The sequence below is a fragment of the Pseudomonas sp. ASL4 genome, assembly GCF_056680395.1.
The window spans coordinates 4390347-4413745 of the sequence record NZ_CM155280.1 but is presented as its reverse complement, the minus strand read 5'-3'; the positions used below and the strand labels follow the sequence as shown (position 1 = coordinate 4413745).

Annotated in this window: 18 protein-coding genes; 7 read left to right on the top strand and 11 right to left on the bottom strand. The window is 58.7% G+C overall.

What is annotated here, in order from left to right; genetic code table 11:
• Positions 1-111: 111 nt before the first annotated feature.
• From arnT to AC1MEW_RS19790, 4 genes are all read right to left on the bottom strand, one after another.
• Entirely contained in the window at positions 112-1836 is a 1725-nt protein-coding gene (arnT, locus tag AC1MEW_RS19805) for a lipid IV(A) 4-amino-4-deoxy-L-arabinosyltransferase (protein ID WP_201254971.1), read from the bottom strand.
• A gap of 322 nt (positions 1837-2158) precedes the next feature.
• Positions 2159-2827 carry a lipopolysaccharide core heptose(II)-phosphate phosphatase PmrG gene (gene pmrG, locus AC1MEW_RS19800; RefSeq protein ID WP_201254972.1) on the bottom strand — a complete coding sequence of 223 codons (669 nt, stop codon included), beginning with the start codon at positions 2825-2827 and terminating at the stop codon, positions 2159-2161.
• Positions 2828-3132: 305 nt separating this feature from the next.
• Complete coding sequence (locus tag AC1MEW_RS19795; RefSeq protein WP_201254973.1) at positions 3133-4506, bottom strand: sensor histidine kinase; 1374 nt, start codon at positions 4504-4506, stop codon at positions 3133-3135.
• On the bottom strand, positions 4484-5176 hold the full coding sequence (locus tag AC1MEW_RS19790) for a response regulator transcription factor (protein ID WP_480423269.1): 693 nt from the start codon (positions 5174-5176) through the stop codon (positions 4484-4486). The genes AC1MEW_RS19795 and AC1MEW_RS19790 overlap by 23 nt, the downstream gene beginning before the upstream one ends.
• Before the next feature lie 119 nt (positions 5177-5295).
• On the opposite strand from AC1MEW_RS19790, the gene AC1MEW_RS19785 reads away from it, so the two are divergent.
• The 5 genes from AC1MEW_RS19785 to AC1MEW_RS19765 all read left to right on the top strand — a co-directional run bounded on the left by AC1MEW_RS19785 (position 5296) and on the right by AC1MEW_RS19765 (position 13048).
• Positions 5296-5985: a response regulator transcription factor gene (locus AC1MEW_RS19785; protein ID WP_322268443.1), complete on the top strand. Its 690-nt coding sequence runs from the start codon at positions 5296-5298 to the stop codon at positions 5983-5985.
• A 103-nt stretch (positions 5986-6088) separates the two neighbouring features.
• Positions 6089-7507 carry an efflux transporter outer membrane subunit gene (locus AC1MEW_RS19780; RefSeq protein WP_323570485.1) on the top strand — a complete coding sequence of 473 codons (1419 nt, stop codon included), beginning with the start codon at positions 6089-6091 and terminating at the stop codon, positions 7505-7507.
• Positions 7504-8670: an efflux RND transporter periplasmic adaptor subunit gene (locus AC1MEW_RS19775; RefSeq protein WP_322268444.1), complete on the top strand. Its 1167-nt coding sequence runs from the start codon at positions 7504-7506 to the stop codon at positions 8668-8670. Before AC1MEW_RS19780 ends, AC1MEW_RS19775 begins: the two co-directional genes overlap by 4 nt.
• Complete coding sequence (locus AC1MEW_RS19770) at positions 8667-11744, top strand: efflux RND transporter permease subunit (RefSeq protein WP_480423267.1); 3078 nt, start codon at positions 8667-8669, stop codon at positions 11742-11744. The genes AC1MEW_RS19775 and AC1MEW_RS19770 overlap by 4 nt, the downstream gene beginning before the upstream one ends.
• Positions 11745-11770: 26 nt before the next feature.
• Positions 11771-13048, top strand: coding sequence for a sensor histidine kinase (locus AC1MEW_RS19765; RefSeq protein WP_322270896.1), 1278 nt, complete (start codon positions 11771-11773; stop codon positions 13046-13048).
• A 33-nt stretch (positions 13049-13081) separates the two neighbouring features.
• On the opposite strand, the gene AC1MEW_RS19760 is transcribed toward AC1MEW_RS19765, so the two are convergent.
• The 7 genes from AC1MEW_RS19760 to AC1MEW_RS19730 all read right to left on the bottom strand — a co-directional run bounded on the left by AC1MEW_RS19760 (position 13082) and on the right by AC1MEW_RS19730 (position 20878).
• Positions 13082-13630, bottom strand: coding sequence for a PqiC family protein (locus AC1MEW_RS19760; RefSeq protein WP_480423266.1), 549 nt, complete (start codon positions 13628-13630; stop codon positions 13082-13084).
• A gap of 17 nt (positions 13631-13647) precedes the next feature.
• The gene (locus tag AC1MEW_RS19755; protein WP_201203692.1) at positions 13648-15303 is read right to left on the bottom strand and encodes a PqiB family protein; all 1656 of its coding nucleotides are present in this window, start codon (positions 15301-15303) and stop codon (positions 13648-13650) included.
• Positions 15284-15940 carry a paraquat-inducible protein A gene (locus AC1MEW_RS19750; protein ID WP_480423264.1) on the bottom strand — a complete coding sequence of 219 codons (657 nt, stop codon included), beginning with the start codon at positions 15938-15940 and terminating at the stop codon, positions 15284-15286. Before AC1MEW_RS19750 ends, AC1MEW_RS19755 begins: the two co-directional genes overlap by 20 nt.
• Entirely contained in the window at positions 15937-16533 is a 597-nt protein-coding gene (locus tag AC1MEW_RS19745) for a paraquat-inducible protein A (RefSeq protein ID WP_322268447.1), read from the bottom strand. The genes AC1MEW_RS19750 and AC1MEW_RS19745 overlap by 4 nt, the downstream gene beginning before the upstream one ends.
• A 432-nt stretch (positions 16534-16965) precedes the next feature.
• Positions 16966-18267: an NAD(P)/FAD-dependent oxidoreductase gene (locus AC1MEW_RS19740; RefSeq protein WP_323570631.1), complete on the bottom strand. Its 1302-nt coding sequence runs from the start codon at positions 18265-18267 to the stop codon at positions 16966-16968.
• Positions 18264-19352, bottom strand: coding sequence for a polyamine ABC transporter substrate-binding protein (locus AC1MEW_RS19735; protein ID WP_322268448.1), 1089 nt, complete (start codon positions 19350-19352; stop codon positions 18264-18266). The genes AC1MEW_RS19740 and AC1MEW_RS19735 overlap by 4 nt, the downstream gene beginning before the upstream one ends.
• Positions 19353-19519: 167 nt before the next feature.
• Positions 19520-20878 (bottom strand): glutamine synthetase family protein, encoded by a 1359-nt coding sequence (locus AC1MEW_RS19730; RefSeq protein WP_201196915.1) that lies wholly within the window; start codon positions 20876-20878, stop codon positions 19520-19522.
• 161 nt (positions 20879-21039) lie between these two features.
• On the opposite strand from AC1MEW_RS19730, the gene AC1MEW_RS19725 reads away from it, so the two are divergent.
• The gene (locus AC1MEW_RS19725; protein WP_322268449.1) at positions 21040-21963 is read left to right on the top strand and encodes a helix-turn-helix domain-containing protein; all 924 of its coding nucleotides are present in this window, start codon (positions 21040-21042) and stop codon (positions 21961-21963) included.
• 221 nt (positions 21964-22184) lie between these two features.
• The gene (locus AC1MEW_RS19720) at positions 22185-23384 is read left to right on the top strand and encodes an alpha-xenorhabdolysin family binary toxin subunit A (protein ID WP_201257473.1); all 1200 of its coding nucleotides are present in this window, start codon (positions 22185-22187) and stop codon (positions 23382-23384) included.
• Positions 23385-23399 lie beyond the last annotated feature (15 nt).

Here is a 23399-nt window from a genome sequence, read left to right as displayed (position 1 = left end):
GCCGGGCTGCGAAGCGGCCCCAAAATCCTGCGAGCGCTGCGCACTCGAGCGGGAGCAAGCTCCCTCGCCACAGGCAGCCGCTCCCACAGGTTTAATTTTTGTTGTTACAACTCAGGGCTGGGTTTGCGGGAAGATCAGAATTTCCAGGTTGCCGCGCTGGTAGCGTTTGCCGTCCACGGGCAACAAGGCGACTTCCTGAACTTCCTGAACACTGTTGACCCGCATCACCACCCCGACCGAGCCTTTCTTGCGCGCTTCGGTCATCCATTGGCCGACGTTATCCATGGTGACTTTGCGCGAAGCCATGGCTGGGTCGTCGAGACCATATTTCAGCTCACCGATAGTGTTGAACAGATCGACTTGCGGACGCTTCAACCGCCAGGACAACGCCGACGCCGCGCCCAGGTCGTTACTGAGTAATGAGCTCGTCTGACCCAAGGCATCCAGGTGTTCGGCGATAAACTGGTCAGGCATCTTGCTGTTGACGATCTTGCCGGGCATCGCGGCCGGCAGCAGCGCCACCAGCAGAAAGATCCCCAGCGCCGGCGCCGCCCAGAGCGTCAATGGCCGCGAGACTTGCACTGCGTTGGCGATGATCCAGCCGGCCAGCACGATGTAGCCAAGGGACAGGCTGAACATCTCCGTGTTTTCGAAAATTTCCCGGGTCGCTTGTACGTAAACCAAGCCGATCAGCGCAGCGCTGGCCAGCACCACATTGAGTACACCGTTAATACGCAGGGCCCGGCCTTTCGCCTGTTCAATCAGACCCACCACGGTATGCCCCATCAGCAACGCCAGCGGCAGCAGGCACGGCATGATGTAGGTCGGCAACTTGCCCTTGCTCAGGCTGAAAAACGCCAGCGGCAACAGCATCCACAGCAGCAGAAAGCCAATCGCCGGTTGGCGCTTGTTCTTCCAGGCCTGGATAAAGGTCGATGGCAGCAACGCGGCCCACGGCAGGCTCGATACCACCAGCATTGGCAGATAGAACCACCACGGACGGGTGTGTTGTGCATCTTCGGCGGCGAACCGGCGAATGTGTTCGTGCCAGAAGAAAAACCGCCAGAAGTCCGGTTCCCGATAGTGAATGGCAAGCACCCACGGCAAGCAGACCACGGCCGCCACGACGACCGCTATCGGCCCGTAGCGCAACAATTCGCCCAAGCGTCGCTGCCACAGCATGTAGGGCAGGGCGATCAACACCGGCAACAGCCAGGCGAGGAATCCCTTGGTCATGAAGCCCATGCCACACGCGGCGCCCAATACGGCCCACGCACCAATTCGTTCTTTGGACGATGAGCTATCGATGGCAAACCACAACGCAACCAGGCTCAGATTGACCCAGAGCGTGAACTGCGGATCGAGATTCGCATAACCGGCTTGCCCGGCGATCAACCCAAAACTCATGTAGAGCAACGCACAGGCGCCACTTTTACGCGGGTCGTTCCAAAGGCGACGGGCAATCAGGTAAGTCAGCCAGACGCTCAGCCCGGTGCTCAACGCCGAGGCGATTCGTACACCAAACAGGTTATCGCCGAACACGGCCTGGCCGATGGCGATCATCCAGTAGCCGGCGATGGGTTTTTCGAAATAGCGGATGCCCATGAAGTGCGGGGACACCCAATTGCCGCTCAGGAGCATCTCCTGGCTGATCTGGCCGTAGCGGGTTTCGTCGGGGATCCACAAACCGTGGGTGACCAGTGGCACTAAATAGAACACCACGAAGGCCAGTAGCAAGCCGGGAACGATCCAGCGTTCGGCGGCTGTGGGTTCTGGCGTAGGGCGGCGGGACGCATGCGCCGCAGGATGTTGCAACAGATTGTTATGGGACGTCATGAATCGACCTTAACGCAGGGACGTTGCTTGGTTCAGCGAGGAGCTCGGCGCAATCCTGCGCAGGCACAACGCTGGTTTGAGTGAATGCAGGCATATCGGCAGCTGAATGTGCGTGTTTTCCCTGAATCCAGAGAACTATCAACCTTCCCGGCTGAACGGTTCCTGAAGGAATTCAAGCTTGGAATCCGCCAATGTCCAGTTATTCAAGTAAAAGACAAACTTTCTTACATAGATCTGTCAATGAGCAGCAAACTAATTAGCTTGCTACTCATTGCCGTTGATTATTTTGACCTTGTATTACGTTTGGCATCTAACAAGTGATTCACTGCGCGTTCGTTACTTCAGCGTTTTTTTCGCGCAACAGCGAATGCCAATCACCGTCATTCAGTATACCCAGCACCTGAAGTTGTCCGTTAGCGTCAATGCTGACAAACAAGGAGCTGCTGTATTCGCTGGCGGCAGCGTGCTTGAAACCGGTCTGCTTTTCAAAATCACCGATGCAGCCGCTGTGTGTGACCAGTACCGAATTGCGATGGGGAACCTTGTGCGCGACGACATCGTTACGCAGGGTACTGCCACAACTGGCCAGCCATTCCTGAGTTACCGCTGCTTTACCAAACATGGCGTGTGCCGATTGCTCGGTGCGGGTCACCGGGCTGACGAAGACATCAGTCTGTGCCATGCCCAGGCTCACAAAGCCTTGGCCTACCGCCGCGGAAGCCTGGCTGCCGAGTTGGGTAATGCCGTCGGCCGGACCCAGGCACGGGTTACTGGAACGGTCGCAACGTTCGGCGTGGCGAACCAGCACCACCACGTCACCGGCCTGCCAATGCTTGATCAGTTCGGCCTGGACCTTGGAGCTTGCACTGCCAAGATCTGTCGGGGATCGATGCCACCACATGAAGCCCGTCACCAGGACGGCCACCGTCAATAAGGCTGACACACTGATGATTTTGGTGAGTCGCGATGGCGATCCTCGACGGGACGGCATTGCGGATGTCACTGATTCGACCACGGTCTTGCCCCTTTGAATAACCCGAAAACTGCACGCAACGCAGCCTTGGCCGGGAAAGTTTCGACGAAAATTGAAGTTGCTTAGTCGTACTTCTAACGATGAGCAACACACTAAGGGGCGGGGCGTATGAGCGCGGTGAAACGAATGTGAAAAATTTGCGGAAATTCATTGTTATTCAAGAAACCCTCTCCCTTTAGTTTCAGTGACAGCAGCGTAGTCCATTGACGAGTAATGATACGGAGTATTTGAAAATCACTATCAAATACGCCGTGTAGATTATTTCAAGTTGTTTCCGGGGAGGGTCTGCCAAGCAAATCGACTCGGCAGCCAGGCGCCGCATCACTGACGGCCAGCTCCATGTCGTGCAGGCGCGCCACCGCTGAGACCATGCTCAGTCCAAGGCCGTTACCCGGCGTATGCCGGCTGGATTCGGCGCGGTACAGCCTGCGCAATACCGCTTCGCGCTCAGCCGGCGCAATACCCGGTCCGTTATCCGTCACGCGAATCCCCACAGCAATCTGGTCAGCGATCACCGTCAGGTGAATGTCGCTATGGTCCGGTGAAAACTTGATCGCGTTGTCCAGCAAGTTGCAGACAGCATCGAACAACAGTTGCGCATCACCGGCTATAACGGCCGGCATCTGGCTGCTATTGAATGTCAGGCTGATGCCGCGTTCCTCGGCCAGCGGTTCATAGAGCTCCGCAGCATCGGCCGCTATTACATTCAAATCCAGCGGCGCAAAGTGACTGCGGCGCGCGCTGTTTTCGATTTCCGAAATGCGCAGCAAGGCTTTGAACGTTAACAGCAGGCCCTTGGCTTCGGTGAGCGCCGCGTCAATGCTGGTGGCATATTGGGCTTCATCCAGACCACGCCGTTGGGCGCGCTCAAGGCCTGCGATCAGCCGCGTCAGCGGAGTGCGCAGGTCATGGGCGATGTCATCGCAGACACCTTTGACTTCGCTCATCAACCGTTCCAGCTCATCCAGCATGCCGTTGACCACGCCAGCCAGACGGTCGATATCGTCGTTGTTACCAAGGATCGGCAGCCGACCGGTCAAGTCACCCTCGATGATGCCTTTGATTGAACGACTCAGTTTATCCAGGCGCCGGTGGGCCGAGTAACCCAGCAGCACCGCACCGAACAGACCGACTACCAGCAACAGAACACCGCCGGAATACAAAGCATTGATCAGCAGTTCATCGAACTCGCGAATATCGTGCATATCCTGGGCGACCAGCAACGTCTTGCCGTCGGGCAGGCGATGCACCATGAACCGTACCGGACGATGGTGGCCATTATCCTTGAGCCAGCGAAACTCCTGCGGTTTGTCGTATTCGGCGAACGGCGGCAGGCGATGAATCGCTCCGGCGATAAACTTGCCTTGTTCGTCGAACAGGCTATGAGGCAGTCGGCCTTCGACATCCTGCACGGCATGCTTGCGAATCTCGGCCAACTGCAACTCCGGTGATTGCAGGCTGCGGTTTTCGACTTGCCGATAGAGCGCCGTATCGGCTTCGGTTTTCAGGTAGAACGCCGTTTGCCAATAGATGTAGCCGAACAGCGCCAGGAACGAGCAACCGAATAGCCCAAGAAACAGCAGGCCAGTGCGAAAACTGATGGTGCGCGGTATTTCACTCAGGTGAACGGAGTACATAGCCGGCTCCACGAATGGTGTGAATCATCGGCAGATCGCTTTCGCCATCCACCTTGCGTCGCAAGCGGCTGATGTGGACCTCGATCACATTCGTGCGCTCGTCGTAGGCGTAACTCCACACCGCTTCAAACAACATGGTACGCGTGATGACTTGCCCGGCATTGCGCATCAGATGCTCAAGCAAGGCGTACTCGCGAGGCACCAGTTCGATGACCCGTTCACCACGGCGTACCGTTCGCCGCAACAAATCGATTTCCAGGTTGGCGACTCGCAGTCGGGGTTCCTGAGTCGTCGCGGGCGGCTCTGCACGGCGCCGGCACAAGGCATCGAGGCGTGCTGTCAGCTCGATGAACTCAAACGGTTTGGTCAGGTAGTCGTCACCCCCGGCGCGCAAGCCGCGAACCCGCTCGTCCAGCGCACTCAAGGCGCTGAGAATCAGCACCGGAGTGCTCACGCTGGCCGCTCGCAATGCGGTGAGCACACCTAAACCATCCAGGCCGCCAGGCAACATGCGGTCCAGGACGATCAGGTCGAAGGGTTCACTCAAGGCTTTCAACAGGCCTTCGCGGCCATTGTCGACACAGCTCACCGTGAAGCCGTGATCACACAGGGCCGCTTCGATTTCGCGGGCAGTAGGCAAGTCGTCTTCGACGACCAAAACATGGGTCATGGCAGTTGAACCGGTCACGTAGTCGGGACAGAGGTGGCATAGTGTGTCAAAGCCTTGGGCGAAGCTACGTTCCCGCCGGTTAAATAAAAGTTTAGGTTGGATTTCATGGAGACCGTTCCTTGCGCATTCTTGTGGTTGAAGACGATGCCCAGACCGCCGCGTACCTGCTGCGCGGGTTGACGGAAAGTGGCCATGTCGTCGATATCGCCAGCGACGGCAACAGTGGCCTGGACATGGCCCTGGAAGCGATTCACGACGCGTTGATTGTCGATCGACGCTTACCCGGGCTCAACGGCATCGAGTTGATCAAGGCCTTGCGAAGTCGTGGCCAGCGGGTGCCGATCCTGATGCTCAGCGCCCAGGCGTCCACCGCGCAAAAGGTCGAAGGCCTGCAAGCCGGTTGTGACGATTACCTGGCCAAACCTTATGCATTCGCCGAAGTGCTGGCGCGTCTGGATGCCTTGATGCGCGGCCGCGATCAATCGAACGGGCCGGTACGTCAGCTAGAGGTCGGAGAGTTGCGACTCGACTGCGCCACGCGTACCGCCGTGCGCCAGGGACGGGTTATTGCCTTGCAGCATCGCGAAGCCCTGTTGCTGGAAAAACTCATGCGCCACAGCGGCCAGGTGGTGACCCGCGACATGCTGCTCGACAGCGCCTGGGACTACGCTTTCGACCCCAACGACAACGTGATCGACAAACACATCCATCGCCTGCGGCGAAAACTCGATGAAGGTTTTGATGACTCGCTGATCAAGACTGTGCCCGGCGTCGGCTACAGCTTTCAGGTCAACACGCCGCAAGATTAAATAAAAGTTTATCTACCGACGAACGCTCTGGCAGGCACTCCTCGCTATCTTCGCCTCATTCGTGGACTAGTCCACAGAGGCTCAAGCGGGAGATAGCTAGCCCATGTCCGTTGCAACCTTGGCGGTGCGCACCTTACGTTCCGCGCGTTATTCACCGATGTCTTTGATGTTGCTCGGCGTGCTGGCGCTGAGCGGCTGCTCGATGGTGCCCGAGTATCGGCAACCCGAGTTGCCCGTGGCCGCACAGTGGGATGGCACGCCAGACAGCCAATCGGCGCCGGGCGGGCAGTGGTGGCGCGAGTTTCACAGCACCGAACTCGACTCGCTGATCACCCGTGGCCTGGCCTCCAATTACACCCTCAAGGCTGCGGTCAGTCGGATTGACGAGGCGCGTGCTTCAGCACAAGTCGTGGGCGCCGGCCAATACCCGGCGCTGAATCTGGGGGGCAATTTCCAGCGTCAGAACAACTACGGCACCACGGCAAAACGCAGCGTCTTTGCCGAAGCCACCTACGAGGTGGATTTCTGGGGCAAACAGCGTGCGGCAGCCGATTCCGCCGACGCCCTGGCCAACGCCAGTGTGTTCGACGCCCATACATTGCGTATGACTCTGGGCGCGAGCATTGCTGACAGTTACTTCCAGGTGCTGTCGCTGGAAGAACGCCTGCGTCTGGCCCAGTCGATTGCTGACGATGCCCGGCAAGTGCTCGACCTGGTGGAAGTCCAGGCCAGCCAGGGCGCGGTGTCGAATCTCGAAGTCGCTCAGCAACGCAATGCCATGCAGACCTTTGAAGCGGCGATGCCAGGGTTGCGTCAGCAACGGGATTTGGCGCTGTACCAATTGGCGGTACTGGTCGGCGCGCCACCCCAAGGCTTTCATCTGCAAGGTAACGGGCTCGACACCTTGCAAGTGCCGCAGCCTTCGACCGGCCTGCCGATTGGCTTGTTGCGTCAGCGTCCAGACATTCAAGCAGCCGAGGCGAGGCTGACGTCGGCGAACTTCGATGTCGGTGTGGCCCGTGCCGCGTTTCTGCCCAACCTCTCACTGGACCTGCTGGGCGGTATCGATACGATCGCCGGCGGACAGATCTGGAGCGCTATCGGCACCCTAAGTCAGCCGCTGTTCGCCGGTGGCCAGCTCAAGGGCCAGCTGCATTTCGACGAGGCTCATGTGCAGGAGCTGACCGCCAATTACCGTGAGTCGATCATCGAGGCGCTGCAAGACGTCCAAACCCAGGTCAGCGCCGCCCGTGAGCTGGACAAGAGTTACGCCTTGAACCAATCGGCCGTCGATTCGGCCCGCGAAGCCGCGCGGCTGGCACAGGTTCGCTACCGGCTGGGCTCTACCGATTTCCAGACCTTACTGATCGTTGAGCGCACCCAGTACCAGGCCGAAGACACGCTGTTGCAGGTGCGCCTGCAACACCTTCAGGCCGCTGTCGGTTTGTTTCGCGCCTTGGGCGGGGATTTTTCCGCCGCCACCATCGCTTCCAATTCTCCTTCCCAGGTGGCTCACCCATGAATGTTCTACACCCACGTCGTCGCGTTGCTCTCTGGGGCCTGGTGATTGTGTCGCTCGGCGCAGCCCTCGGCGGTTTTCAATGGATCAAGCGGGCCCAGGCAGCGCCGGCGAAGTCTGAAGCAGCGGCGGTGCCGGTGCAGATGACCCAAGTCAGTCGTCAGGACTTGCCGGTCTGGATCAGTGCCATCGGCAATGTGCAGGCCCTCAACAGTGTGAATGTGCGGGTGAGGGTGGACGGCGAGCTGCAAAAAATCCTGTTCAATGAGGGACAAACCGTCACCGCCGGCAGCCTGTTGGCGGTGATCGACCCGAGGGTTTATCAGGCCCAGGTTGCTCAAGCCCAAGCCTTGGTCGCCAAGGATCAGGCGCAGTTGGCCAATCTGAGGGTCAGCCTGGACCGAGCCAGCAAACTGGCCGCTGCCAAGGCCGGCCCGACCCAGGACGTTGATACTTTTCGCGCTAATCTGGCGGCCCAGCAAGCCACCGTGCAGGCGGATCAAGCAGCACTGGATACCGCGCGCCTGCAATTGGAATTCACCCAGGTCAAGGCGCCGTTGACCGGCCGCACCGGCCAGCGCCTGCTCGACGTCGGTTCCATTGCCCATGGTGCTGAGGCTACGGGGCTGGTGACGATTACCCAGATGAATCCGATCTCCGTGGCTTTCGCGGTGTCCCAGGATGATCTGGCAGAAATCCTCGAAGAAAACGCCAAAGGCGCGTTACAGGTTGTCGCGATGACGCGCGACGGTCACCAGGAAATCGCCCATGGCCAACTGAGTTTCATCGACAGCCAGGTGGCCGCTGCCAGTGGGCAGATCCAGCTCAAGGCCCAATTCGACAATGCCGCCGGTCAACTGTGGCCGGGGGAATTGGTGAGCGCACGGTTGCTGGTCCAGACCCGCCGCGACGTCACCGTGGTGCCGGCCGATGCGGTGCAATTCGGGCGTCAGGGCAACTTTGTCTATGTGGTCGATGCTGATCAGCGGGTGCAGCCGCGCCTGGTCGATGCCGCGACGGTGGTTGAAGGCAAACAGTGGATTCGCCAAGGCCTCGCGGCCGGCGAAACCGTTGTGGTGCAGGGGCAATCCCGCGTCGCGCCTGGGCTGAAAGTCACGCCGGTCACGCCTGACAATTCGGCGGCACTGGTGGAGGCTTCACAATGAATGGGCTGGCCGGTCTGATTCAACGGCGCGTCGGTCTGAGCTTGCTGGCCCTCGGGGTCATGCTGCTGGGCGCCTTCGCCTATTTTCAACTGCCGGTGGCGCCATTGCCGACAGTGGACTTCCCGACCATCCAGGTCACCGCCAAACTGTCCGGGGCGAGCGCCGAGACCATGGCGTCCTCAGTGGCCACGCCACTGGAGCGGGCGTTTGCCGCTGTACCGCAAGTCACGTCGATGACCTCGTCGAGTGCAGCAGGTAAAACCCAGATTGTGCTGCAGTTCGACCTGTCGCGGGATATCGATGGCGCCGCCCAGGATGTGCAAACGGCAATCAACACGGCGACACCCAATCTGCCCAAGACCATGTCCAGCGCGCCGACCTTCAACAAGGTCAACCCGGCTGAAGGCACCGTAATGTCCCTGGCCGTTACCTCACCGACCCGCACGCTGCCGGAACTTGATCGCTACGCCGACAATTACATCGCCCAACGTCTGTCGCAGATGCCCGGCGTGGGCCTGGTGGATTTTCACGGCGAACAGAAACCCGCCGTGCGGGTGCAGATCGATCCCGATGCGCTGGCCGCTCGTGGTCTGACCCTGGAAGACGTGCGCAGCGTGATTGGCGTCAGCACCCTGGATCAGCCCAAAGGCAGCCTGGACGGACAACAACGGTCGATCACCCTCGGGGCGACCGACCAGTTGCTCGACCCGCAGCATTACAGCGACCAGATCATTGCCTATAAAAACGGCATGCCGATCAAGCTCGGCGATCTGGGCCGGGTGATTGCCGGCGCTGAAGACACCCAGCAAGCCGCGCAGTTGGGCGCCGAGCCAACCGTCATTGTCGACATCCACAAGCAACCGGGTTTCAACCTGTTGTCGACGATCGCCACGATCAAGGCAAAACTTCCCGAACTGACCGCCTCATTGCCGCGAGATGTGCAGGTTCAGGTGGTGGGCGACCGCACCCAGACTATCGAAGCCTCGGTCAATGACATGCAATTCACTTTGCTGCTGTCGATTGCACTGGTGGTCGTGGTGATTTTTGTGTTCTTGCGCAAAGCCACCGCGACGCTGATCCCCAGCCTGACCATTCCGTTGTCCCTGGTGGCGACGTTCGGGGTGATGTACCTGTTGGGCTACAGTCTCGACAACCTGTCGATCATGGGCCTGGCGATTGCCGTCGGGTTTGTTGTGGACGACGCCATTGTGGTTATGGAAAACATCGTCCGACACCTTGAAATGGGCAAATCGCGCCTGCAATCGGCGGTCGATGGTTTGCGTGAGGTGGCGTTCACTATTGTCTCGATGACGGTGTCGCTGATCGCGGTGTTCTTGCCGATTCTGTTGATGTCCGGGATTGTCGGCCGACTGATGCGTGAGTTTGCGGTGACCGTCAGCGTGGCGATCATCATGTCTTGCATCGTTTCGCTGACCATCACCCCGATGCTCTGTGCCTGGCTGCTCAAGCCCCACGCCGAAACCGAGGAAGGACGTTTTGCCCTGGCTTGTGAGCGGGTGTTCACTGGGTTGCACAATGGCTATCGACGCAGCCTCGACTGGGTGCTTGATCACCAGCGGCTGACGTTGGCGGTGGCCGTGGCGACGCTGGCGGCGACGGCGGTGTTGTATGTCGCGATTCCCAAGGGCTTTTTTCCGCAGCAGGACAACGGTTTGATTCAGGGCGTCGCCGAAGCGGCGCCGGATATCTCACCTATCGCCATGCGGGCGCAGGTCAACCGTGTTGCCGAAGTGATCGGCCAGGATCCGGCGGTGGCTCGGGTGTATTTCTGGATCGGCCCGAACCCGACGGTCAGCCAAGGCAAGGTGATGATCAACCTCAAGCCGTTCAGCGAGCGCACCGCCAGCGCCGGCGAGGTCATCCGCCGCTTGCAACCGGCCCTCGACAAGTTGTCCGGGATCAAGGTCTACATGCAGGCCAACCAGGACATCCAGATCGGTGGCCGGGCCAGTAAAACCCAGTATCAGTACACCTTGCAGGACCCGGACAGCGCCGAGCTGGACCACTGGAGCGGCGTATTGCTGGAAAAACTCAAGACGTTGCCACAGTTGCAACACGTGACGTCCGACCAGCAACAAGCCATTGCCCAATCGACCCTGGTCATCGACCGGCCGACGGCGGCACGCCTCGGGGTGACGGTGCAGGCCATCGACGATGTGCTGTACGACGCCTTCGGCCAACGGCAGATTGCGACGATGTTCACTCAGTTGGATCAGAACCATGTGATTCTGGAACTGGACCCAAGCTGGCAAACCTCCACCGCGACGCTTGCGCATCTGTTTGTGCGCTCAAGCTCTGGCGCCCTGGTGCCGCTGAGCCTGCTGGCGAACGTCAAGATCGAGCAAGTGCCGATCATCATCAACCATCAGGGCGTGTTCCCGGCCATTACGCTGTCGTTCGACCTGGCACCCGGCCACGCGTTGAGTGAGGCGGTCAGCGCAATCAACCAGGCGTCCCTGGCCGTGGCGATGCCCGACACCGTCGTCGGTAGTTTCCAGGGCACCGCCCAAGCCTTTCAGGATTCACTGAAATCGCAGCCCTGGTTGATTCTGGCGGCCATTCTCACGGTCTACATCGTGCTCGGTGTGCTATACGAGAACGCCATTCACCCGCTGACGATCATCTCGACGCTGCCATCTGCCGGTTTCGGTGCGCTGCTGGCGCTGATCATTTGCGGTCAGGACCTGTCGGTGCTGGGGATGATCGGCATCATTCTGTTGATTGGCATCGTCAAGAAAAATGCGATCATGATTGTCGATTTCACCCTGCAAGCTCAGTTGACGGGCATGTCACCCCGTGAGGCCGTCCGGGAAGGTTGCTTGTTGCGTTTGAGACCGATCCTGATGACCTCGCTGGCAGCCTTGCTCGGGGCTGTGCCGCTGGCGTTCGGACACGGTGCCGGTTCCGAGTTGCGCCAACCGCTGGGTATTGCGATTGTCGGTGGCTTGGCGGTTTCACAAATTCTGACGCTTTACACCACGCCCGTGGTCTATCTTTGGTTCGAACGTCGGCGCCGCAGGACGCAGCCCGACACCGCAGGTGTCCCAGTTTGAAACCGGCAGTGGAGCCACGCATGGGTATGGATTTCAAACAGAGCCTGACCAAACGGATTGTGATCGTATTTGCCCTGATGAGCGCCTTCGTCGCCGGGATCTTTGCGCTGGGCATTATCGCCACGGTGCATGTGGTCGAGCGCAAGCTGACGACCACCAGCCTCGGTGGCGGGCTAAACCGCCTGCTGCTGATGGATGACACCAGCGACTGGAGCCATCGACCTGAAAAGGACGAGCTGTTTTTTGTCCAGGGCGGGCAGGGGGCCTTGTCCATGGACTCTGAACTGGAAGCGCTGGCCCCGGGTTTTCAGGAAATCGAGTATCAGGGCGACGACTTCTACGCCATGGCCGAGGTGGTGGGCGGGCGCAAATACGTGTTGCTGCGTAACCAACTCAGTCTCGAACAACGTGAGCATGTGTTGTTCGCGGTGGTGATTGTCGGTTTCGTCTTGAGCATTGCGCTGGCGGTCACCCTGGGCTGGCTACTGGCGCGACGGGTGATGGCCCCGGTGATTCGACTGGCACGCCAGGTGCGCCATCGCGATCAGTTGTTGGACTTGGCGCCTCCGCTGCACCCCGATTATGCGGTGGACGAGGTCGGGGAACTGGCGCTGTCGTTCGACCAGACCCTGGGGCGGCTGCGTGCCGCGTTGGGCCGGGAAAAGCTCTTTACCAGCGATGTCAGCCACGAGTTGCGCACACCGTTGATGGTACTGGCCAGTTCCTGTGAATTGCTGCTGAGCAATCCCTCGCTGGACCCTCGTTCATCGGCGCAGGTCAGTCGTATTGCCCGGGCCAGCCACGAGATGCAGCAGTTGGTCGAAACATTTCTGATGCTGGCTCGCGCTCGAGAGGATTCCGGCACCGGTGCTAGCGCGACCTTAAAAGAAGTCGCCGATAGCCTGGCCGATATTTGGGGGCGATTGATCCGGGAAAAGGGTATCGAGTTCATCTACGATGCCACCCACACCTCAGCGCAGCAGCATAACCTGACGTTCCTGCAATCGGTCATGAGCAATTTGCTGCGCAACGCCTGGCACTACACCGATCGTGGCTACATCCGGCTGACGTTGTGTGAACACGGTTTCAGTGTCGAAGACAGCGGCATCGGTATTCCCGAAGAAAAGCGCCACGCGATGTTCCAGCCATTTGTCCGGGGTGATGAAAGCCGGGGAGAGGGGCTCGGGTTAGGGCTTTCACTGGTTCAGCGCATCTGTACCAAGCAGCAATGGCGGGTGGCGCTCAGCAGCCTTGAGCCAAACGGTTGCTGTTTCACCGTTGAGCTGATGCCGCACGACTTGTAGGAGCAAAGCTTACTCCTACAAGGATGGTGTTTATCACAGGGCCGCCGGGCAACCCCGTTGCGCGGCGGCCGCTTGGCTGATCACCGCGGCCAGGCGTTTGACGTTGTTCTGCTGGGCGGTCACCAGATCGTCGATGGACGGCCCTGACGGCGTCTGCAACGTGCTGCGGCAGGTGACCAGCGTGTTATCGCCGGCGCCGAGTGGGCGCAGGCGCCATTTGACGTCGATCAAGCCGTACTGACCTGGAATCGAGTCGAAGCGCTGCACATCCACCCGCAGCGACACTTTGTGCTGCGGGTTGGCGTTCGACAGTTGGTCCACCAGAGCGCTGCGCAATTCATCCGCAAGGCTTGCACCCCACCAGTCGGTTTCGAGGATCGCCAAGCCACTGTTGCCTTGGCGAATGACGATCTGCGGACGATCCACCTGAGGCGGCACGCTGATGCCTTCGATCTTGATCTCGTCGCCGCTGCCGCGTGCAGGTTGTGCCGGGGTCAGGGTGTGAAAGTGAATCGGATCGCTGCGGCACGCCGTGAGGAGTAACAACGCAGCAACCAACGTAAACTTTGGCGAAAAAGCCATGGGTGTTGCTCCTGTGGTCAGTTACGCGGTGGCCCTTGCAGGTCCGACGGCGCCGCGTTGTCGGGGCGGCCGCGAATCAGCGATTCCGGGTGCCGTCCCAGGTAGTCCGAGAGTTCACGCAGGGAACGCGACATGCGTTTGAGTTCGTCCAGGGTCTGGGTCAGCTGTTCGCGTTGCGGCGAGTCTTCGGCGAGGGTCGAGCTGGCCGAGTTCAGGGTCTTGCTGACGTCCGCCAGAGTGGTCTGCACGCCGGGCAGAGTCTTGGTATTGAATTGCGCCAGGCTTTTGCGCAGCTCGACGAGGTTGCTGTCGAGGTTGCTGGCAATCCGTTCCACCGGCAGTTGGTTGATCTTGTTGACCATGGCCTCCAGTTTTTCCTGCAATTGCTCGAGGCTGCCAGGGATGGTCGGGATGCTGACCGGCCGGGCATTTGGATCGAACGTGACTTTTTCCGCTTTCGGGTAGAAATCCAGCGCGATGTACAGTTGACCGGTCAACAGGTTGCCGTTGCGGGCCTGGGCGCGCAGGCCGTTTTCAATAAAGGTGCCCATCAGGCGTATGCCTGCGGCCTCGTCATTGGGGTCATGCATCAAGGCCTTGATCATTTTGGTATGCGCCTGGCCGAGGCGTTGCGGGTAGATCACGATGCCGACGTTGACCGGAAAGCTGCGTTTCTTTTCGTCAAAATCCAGATTGATCGCCACCACCTTGCCGATTTCCATGCCGAGGAATTCAACCGGCGCATCGACCTTGAGCCCGCGCAGGGCCTGGTCGAAACGCAGGCTCAGGTACTGCGGTTTGCCGTTGGGCGGGGCGAGGGCAGTTATCTGGTCGTCGAACAGCTCGAAGGTTTTCTCCTCTGCGGCTGGCTGATCGTTGGGGCTGTAGTCCGGAGCACGAAAGGCGATGCCACCCACCAGCAATGAAGACAACGATTCGGTCTTCACCGCGAAACCGTTGGCGCCGATGTTCAGGTCGATGCCGCTGGCGTTCCAGAACCGGGTGTTCTCGGTGACATAGGCGTCATTGGGCGCGTGGATAAAGAGTTCGAGATTGACGCCTTTGCCGTCGGCATCCAGCGCATAAGCCACCACTTGGCCGACCGGGATCTTGCGGTAATAAATCGGCGAACCAATATCCAGCGAACCGAGGTCCTGGGAATGCAGGCTGAAGCGCTTGCCAGGCTCGCCATAGGTGATGGGCGGCGGGTTTTCCAGGCCTTTGAAGTTCTTCGCGCGACCATCGGCGTGCCCGATATCGGCGCCGATGTAGTCGCCGGACAGCAGAGTATCGATGCCCGAGACGCCGCCAGCCCCGATACGCGGGCGCACGACCCAGAATTGCGAGTCTTCTCGGGTGAAGGTTTCGGCCTGTTTGGACAGCTTGATCGTGGCATCGACACTCTTTTGGTCGTTGCTCAATTCGACATCCGAGACCTGGCCGATAACCACATTGCGGTATTTGACTTCGGTCTTGTTGGCGGTCAGGCCGCTGCCGGTCTTGAAGGTCACGATGATGGTCGGGCCTTCCTGCATCAGGCTGTGCACCACCAGGGAGATCCCCACCAGTACGGCCACAATCGGCACGATCCATACCAGCGATACGCTGAAACGACGGGTCTTGATACTGGCCTGACCTGGGGCTTGCGGCCCGTCAGTGGCTTGCGACTTCATCCATGACCTCCTCGTTATTTGGTTTATCTAGCTCGCTGTCCCAGATCAGCCGCGGATCGAAGCTCATCGCCGAGAGCATGGTGAACACTACCACCAGGCCAAAAAACAGAATGCCCGGACGCGGTTCGATATCGGCCAGGGCTTGAAACTTGACCAGGGAGGCCACCAGCGCCACCACGATCACATCGAGCATTGACCAATAACCGATAACCTCGACGAAACGGTACAGCTTCGACCGCTCCTTGCGCGCCCATTGGCTGTCACGCCGAACAGTCACCAGCAGCAACGTCAGGGCGACGAACTTGATGCCAGGCACCGCGATACTGGCGATAAAAATGATCAAGGCAATGTCCCAGGCACCGGATTCCCAAAACTCCAGCACGCCGCTGATGATGGTGCTGTCGGCGCCGTTGCCGACCATTTGGGTGTTCATCACCGGCAACAGATTGGCCGGGACGTAAAACGCCAGGGCCGTGAACATATAGGCCCAGGTCCGGCCAAGGGAATTCGTCTTGCGCCGATGCAGCGGCGCACCGCAGCGCTCACATTCGTGAGGGTCGTTGGTCATGTCGCAGGCCAGGCCACAGCTGTGACACAGGCACAGGCCGAGTTCGCTGGCGACCGGAGGCGTTGTCATAAAATGTCCCACAGTTCACGGATATCGCGCCCGGCGATGCGGATCATCATCAGGCTGAGAACGGCCAGGGCGAACAGGCCGATACCGGGCAGTACATCCAGCAACCCGGCGAGCTTGATGACCGCGACCATCGCACCCAGCAGGCAGACTTCCAGCATGCTCCAGGGCCTGAGCGCTTCCAGCCAGCGCATGCAGAACCTGAAGCCCGGCGCGCGCTGGCGTGCAAGGGCGAAGCTCAATACCCAGATCAGCAGCAATAACTGGAAGATCGGCGCGATGATCATGGCGATCGCCGCCACCATGGCGATGAACGTGATCGGCCCCAGACTCAGGGCCAGCACCGAGTCCCAAAGCGTGGCGCTGTTTTTCAGGCCTTTTAGGTTGATGCTCATGACCGGATAGAAATTGGCAAAAACCCACAGCACCAATGCAGTGAAGGTCAAGGCCAGGCGCTGCTCTACCGTCAGGCCGTTATAGCGCTGGAGCACGCCGCCGCAGCGGGTGCACAGGGTTTTCTGATGTTTGGCGAGCGTGACTTTTTCATACACGCAGTCGCAGTGCTCGCAGATGATCAACTGGTCAGTCGTGGCCATGGGTCGCATTCGCAAGGAGGCTGGAAAGTCAGAGCACCTCATCAATATAGAAGTGCCTTGCGATTGAGCAAATTAAAAGGCTGAAGACTGGCAGAGTCGCCATGTTGCAGGAGCCCGTCAGGTAAGGCGCAAAACTGTGGGAGCGAGCTTGTTCGCGATGGCGGCGTGACAGTCAACAAAAATGTTGAATGTTATGCCCTCATCGCGAGCAAGCTCGCTCCCACAGGGATTGCGGTGTTAGGTCCTTAACTGATCGGCCCGGCAGTGCCGTTGTTCAGGCGCCCCCGCAGCGAGAACAACCACCACAGATATCTTCGACGTTTGCACTGTCGACCCGTAGGAGCGAGGCTTGCCCGCGAAGGCGATTTCAAGGACGCCTTCGCGGGCAAGCCTCGCTCCTACAGGATTCGGTTTTACAGGGAGGAGGGGGAGTTAACCGAGCATTTCGCGCAGCCGATACCAGAACATACCCAGCGCCAGCAGCGGTGAACGCAGGGCGCGGCCACCGGGGAAGGTCATGTGCGGCACCGCGCTGAACACATCGAAACCTTGGCTGTGCCCGGCATGGATTGCCTCTCCGAGCAATTTTGCACACCAGTGAGTCACGTTCAGGCCATGGCCCGAGTAACCCTGGGCGTAGTAGACGTTCGGGTGCTGGCTCAAGCGCCCAACCTGAGGAAAGCGATTGGCCGAGATGCCGATCTTGCCGCCCCATTGGTAGTCGATGCGTACGTTCGCCAGTTGCGGGAACACCTTGAGCATCTGCGGGCGCATATACGCCGCGATGTCCGCCGGATCGCGCCCGGAGTAGTGGCAGGCACCGCCGAACAGCAAGCGTCGGTCCGCCGAGAGCCGGTAGTAATCCAGGCCGACTTTCTGGTCACACAGCGCCAGGTTCTGCGGGATCAATTGCGCGGCGACCTCGGCTGACAGCGGTTCGGTGGCGATGATGTAACTGCCCGCCGGAAGGACCTTGCCGCTGAGCTTCGGCTCGAGCTCTTCCAGATGCGCGTTGCACCCGAGCACCACGCTGCCGGCGCGGATCGTGCCGCCGGCACAGCGAACTTGCACGGTACTGCCGTGGATGATCTCCAGCACATCGCTTTGCTCGAAGATCCGCACGCCGAGGGATTCGGCCAGCCGCGCTTCGCCGAGGACCAGATTGAGCGGGTGCAGGTGACCGGAGCCCATGTCGATCAAGCCGCCGGCATACACCCCGGAATTCACCACTTGCTGGCGGATCTGCTCCGGGCCGACGATTCGGGTTTCATGGGCGTATCCGGATTGAACCAGCTCCTCTTGCTCAGCCTTGAGCACAGCGAACTGCGCCGGCGTATTGGCCAATTCACAGAAGCCCCAGCGCAGGTCGCAGTCGATCCCGTGTTCGCGGATTCGATTGCCCACCAGCGCCACGGATTCGACCCCGGCGCGTTCCATGTAATCCACGCCTTCAGCGCCGACATAACGAGCGAACCCGCTAACGTCATGGCCAATACCGCGAATCAACTGCCCGCCATTACGCCCGCTAGCCCCCCAACCAATGCGCCGGGCTTCCAGCAGGATCACCGAGAGTCCGCGCTGCGCAAGCTCGATGGCGGTGTTCACTCCGGTAAACCCGCCGCCGATCACGCAGACATCGGCATCAAGGTCCGAAGCCAGCGTGGGGTAGGGCGCCAGTTTTTTTGCACTGGCGGCGTAATAGGAACGGGCGTGTTCGTTGCGGTACTGATTCATTTATTGGACTTCACTTTGCTCCAGGAACGGGTCATCAGTCGCATGATCGCCTGGGGCGGGGTGGTGGAAATGTAGAGTTTGTCGAGCACTTCCTGGGAAGGGTAGACCTCTGGGTTGTTCACCAACGCCACGTCCATGTACTGCTTGGCGGCCGGGTTCGGGTTGGCGTAGCCCACCGAGGCGCTGACCTTGGCGATGACTTGCGGGTCCAGCAGGTAATTGATGAAGGCGTGGGCTTCTTTGGGGTTGGCGGCGTCGGCAGGAACGGCCAACAGGTCAAACCACAAGTTACTGCCTTCCTTCGGAATGGCGTAAGCGATGTTCACGCCGTTCTTCGCTTCTTTGGCGCGGTTGGCGGCCTGGAACACGTCGCCGGAGTAACCGAACGCCACGCAGATGTCGCCGTTGGCCAGGTCCGACACGTACTTGGAGGAGTGGAAATAGGTGATGTAAGGCCGGATGCTCAAGAGCTTGGCTTCGGCTTTTTTGAAGTCTTCAGGGTTTTCGCTGCGTGGGTCCATGCCCATGTAGTTGAGGATTGCCGGGAATACTTCATCCGCCGAGTCCATCATCGACACGCCGCACTGGCTGAGTTTCTTGATGTTCTCCGGTTCGAACAGCACGGCCCAGGAATCAATGTGATCGATGCCCAACACTTGCTTGACCTTGTCGACGTTGTAGCCGATGCCGTTGGTGCCCCACAGGTACGGCACCGAGTGGGCGTTTTCCGGATCGTTTTTCTCCAGCAACGCGAGCAGTTTCGGGTCGAGGTTTTTGAAGTTAGGCAGTTGCGAACGATCCAGTTTGAGGAACGCGCCGGCCTTCACCTGGCGAGCGAGGAAGTGGTTGGACGGCACCACCACGTCATACCCGGTGCGGCCGGCGAGCAGTTTGCCCTCCAGGGTCTCGTTGGAGTCGAATACGTCGTAAATTACCTTGATCCCGGTTTTGCCCTGGAAATCGGCGAGGGTGGTCTCGCCGATGTAATCGGTCCAGTTGTAGACGCTGACGGTGGGTTGGGCTTGCGCGACGGCGCTGAACAACAATGCCAGCGTGACCGGAACCACGGATTTCAATAGACGCATATCGACACCTCTTCGGGTTGTTGGATTTTAGGCGTTGGCATTCTCCCTGTGGGAGGGGGCTTGCTCGCGAAAGCGGTGTGTCAGGCGACATCAATGTTGACTGTGCCGCCGTCTTCGCGAGCAAGCCCCCTCCCACAGGGAGAATGCAATTTCATGCGGGAGATTGCTTAGACGCTAAGCAACAGGAACTCACGCTCCCAGGAACTGATCACGCGCTTGAAGTTTTCGTGTTCGGCGCGCTTCACCGCGACATAACCGCGAACGAATTTGCTGCCCAGGTAACGCCCGACGGTTTCGCACTCTTCCATCTGGGTCAGGGCGTCTTCGATGGTGATCGGCAGGCGCAAGTTGCGACGTTCATAGGCGCGGCCCTGCACTGCAGCGCTCGGCTCGATCTTTTCGACCATGCCGAGGTAACCGCACAACAGGCTGGCAGCAATCGCCAGATATGGGTTGGCATCAGCGCCCGGCAAACGGTTTTCCACGCGCATCGCGTCCGGGGTTGAGGTCGGAACGCGCAGGCCGACGGTGCGGTTTTCTTCGCCCCATTCGACGTTCACCGGTGCCGAAGTGTCCGGCAGGAAGCGGCGGAACGAATTGACGTTAGGCGCGAACATCGGCAGCACTTTAGGGATGTACTTTTGCAGGCCGCCGATGTGGTGCAGGAACAACTCGCTCATCTTGCCGTCGGCATCGGCGAAGATCGGTTGGCCGGTGACAATATCGACCACGCTCTGGTGCAGGTGCATGGCACTACCCGGCTCGTCGCCAATCGGCTTGGCCATGAACGTCGCGGTAACGTTGTGCTTGAGGGCCGCTTCGCGCAGGGTGCGTTTGAATACGGTGATCTGGTCCGCGAGGTCGAGGGCATCGCCGTGACGGAAGTTGATTTCCATCTGCGCCGGGCCGTCTTCGTGGATCAGCGTGTCGAGGTCCAGACCCTGGAGTTCACACCAATCGTAGACATCTTCGAACAGTGGGTCGAACTCGTTGGCGGCGTCGATGGAAAACGACTGACGACCACTTTCCGCACGACCGGAACGGCCCAGCGGCGCCTTGAGCGGCAAGTCCGGGTCTTCGCAGCGCTGGGTCAAGTAGAACTCCATTTCCGGCGCAACAATCGGCTTCCAGCCTTTGTCGGTGTAGAGCTGCAGAACTTTCTTCAGCACGTTGCGTGGCGACAGTTCGATCGGGTTGCCGAACTTGTCGAAGGTGTCGTGGATCACGATAGCGGTCGGTTCGATTGCCCACGGAATCACGTAGACCGCATCAGCAACAGGCCGGCAGATCATGTCGATATCGGCCGGGTCGAGCAGGTCGTAGTAGATGTCGTCGTCGACAAAGTCCCCGGTTACTGTTTGCAAAAGCACACTTTCCGGCAGGCGCATGCCTCGCTCATGCAGGAACTTGTTGGTGGGTGCAATCTTGCCGCGAGCGATGCCGGTCAAGTCGCTGACCACACACTCGACCTCAGTAATCTTGTGATCTTTCAGCCACGTGAACAGCTGATCGAAAGGGACATTCATAAAGACCTCGTTATTGGTTTTAGTAACGCCGGGGAGGGCGGTTTCATCCGACGGACACTTCCCCTGAGACGCGTTGACGACTATCTTGGGCGAGCCTTGCGGTTCCATCTATCCACTTTAAGCAGCACCAAAACGCACCAAACGAGTGCGTAAGGTCACCCATGACAGCGTGCAATCCGTTACAAGTCCAAGCGTTCAACACCGCCGATGTGGCCGAGCAAATCCGCGCCACCCCGGGTTGGGTACAGCATTACCAGCAGATGTCGCCGGGGCATTTCGCCGGGCTGGTGCGCTATCTGGATTTGCAAGGCGTGGAGATTTACGAAGAGCACATGAACACTCGGGTCGAGCAGAATTTCAGCGCGCCGCAAGGTTCGTTGGCGTTCTGTTTTGATCGCAGCGACAACTCGCTGTACGTGTTGAATGGTGAAAGTCGCAACATCTGGATCACCCCCGAGAACTACCAGGAGATCGCCGTGGTGTTCGGTCCGGAGTTCGTTCAGCGTCATGGTTTGAATGTGGCACGGCTGGAAGGGCTGTTCATGTCGGCGCTCAATTGCCAGCAGAACGCGCTGTTCAGCCGCTGGTTAAGCGCCACGTTGACGCAACTGGCGCAGACACTCGATCCGCCGAGTCGTGAGGCGTTGACCCTGCAACTGTTGGAAGACTGTCTGTACATCCTCGACAACGCTTGTGTGCGTCTCGACCGTGGCGGTTTGCAGCGCCGTTCCGAAGAGCGAACGATTATGAAACGCGTCGGAGAATGGGCCGCCGATGCGCCGGAAGAAACCCTCAACCTGCTGGAGCTTTCTCAGGTCGCAGGGGTGTCGCTGCGCCAGTTGCAGCATGCATTCAAGGCCTTTACCGGGATGACACCGACTCATTGGTTGCGCTTGCGCCGGCTCAACAGCGCGCATCGCGAACTGCTCAGCCGCACAGCGATGGAAACGACGGTCGCCGAAGTTGCGATGCATTGGTCGTTCTGGCATTTGGGGCGGTTTTCCAGCAGTTATCACGCCTTATTCAAAGAACTGCCGAGTGAAACTCTGAAGCGTGCAGGTCGGGTTAATAGAATGAAATTTTGATTGTTTATCCGGACTCTAATAAGCCCTGTCTGTAGGACTTGTCTTGCATATGTAGCTCAATGTTTCCATTGTTGATTGAGTACAGCGAGTATTTCCTTATCAATCAATCATCTGAAAGATTTTCACAGTCTTTCAGGTGGTTTGACGCAACACAAAGGTCATCTAGCTTTTGTTCATCGATACAACGGGTGTATCGATCTTAATGAACCGAGGCAAACTCCATGGCTGTTCTTTTGAAAGATTCAGAAAGTAGCAACGACCTTCCCAAAGCGGTACTTCATCTGATATCGGGTGAGTATCCCGGTGTTGCACGCGGTGCAGGGGTTTTCACCAAAGAAGATGTCATCAAAATAAAACAATATGTAAAGAAAGGCCTTTCGCTGCCCAGCGAATTACCGGAAGTCGAGGCCTACCTTAAATACAAAAAAATTGATATTGCCGGGCTTGAGCCAAGCGACATTCAGGTTTTGTTCAAGAAAATAAAAATCCATGCTTCCAGTTGGGATGCGGTGGAGAACAAGATTGTCCAGCAAAGCATCGACTTGAGTTCGGCGGCTAAAAACATCGTCAGCAGTGGTAGTGAGGCCATTTCCATCATCAAGGAAATGCCTATCATGGAGCGGGTGAGGACCACTCTGGGCGGGCTGAGCAATACTGATCTGGAGGGCCTCAAATACACCTCTGATGACGGCGAAGTGGCTACTTCGGTGACTGAAATAATCGAGTTGATGAAGGTCGATATCAAACGTCAGCAAAGCGCAACGAAAGAGCTCAAAGACCGTATTTCCAATTTCAAAATTGAACTGGCGGGCGGGGAGTTGTCGACTGGCAAGCGCGCATTTGGATTGCAGTCCGAGGTCAAGGGCAAATATGACTTGATGGAACGAAACAATTTGCTCGAATCCATCGCCAGTTCCAAAGAAACCATTCGTACAAAAAAAGACAGGATCACCCAACTGGACAAGGACTACGACTATTACGTCGGTATGTCGTTCTCCGGTGGCTTGCCGATTTTCTGGCCGATTTCTGGTTCGATATTTGGCCCGAAAGCGGAGGCCGCCCGCAAAGAACGCAACACGTTGAAGGGCGAGGTTGATGCCCTGGAGTTGTCCGTCAGTGGCAAGGAAAGTTTGCAGAGCGCCATGGAAAGCTCCCTGTCGAATTTTGGCGATATCGGTATTCGCATGGCCGGCGCCGAGGCGGCACTTAATATCCTGAACACAATGTGGCAAACCATCCTGAGCAAGATAGATTCCTCGGCTGAACAGTTTGGACGTATCAACAATGCCTTGCGCCTGACTTCATTTGTCGCTGAGTTCGCGCAGGTGATTGACCCGTGGCGCGATGTAAAGAACACCGCCGGTGAACTGGTGGCCGTTTTTAATGAAGCCCTGGAAGAATACAAGAAGAGCTTTAACTGACCGCGCGGCCAACCA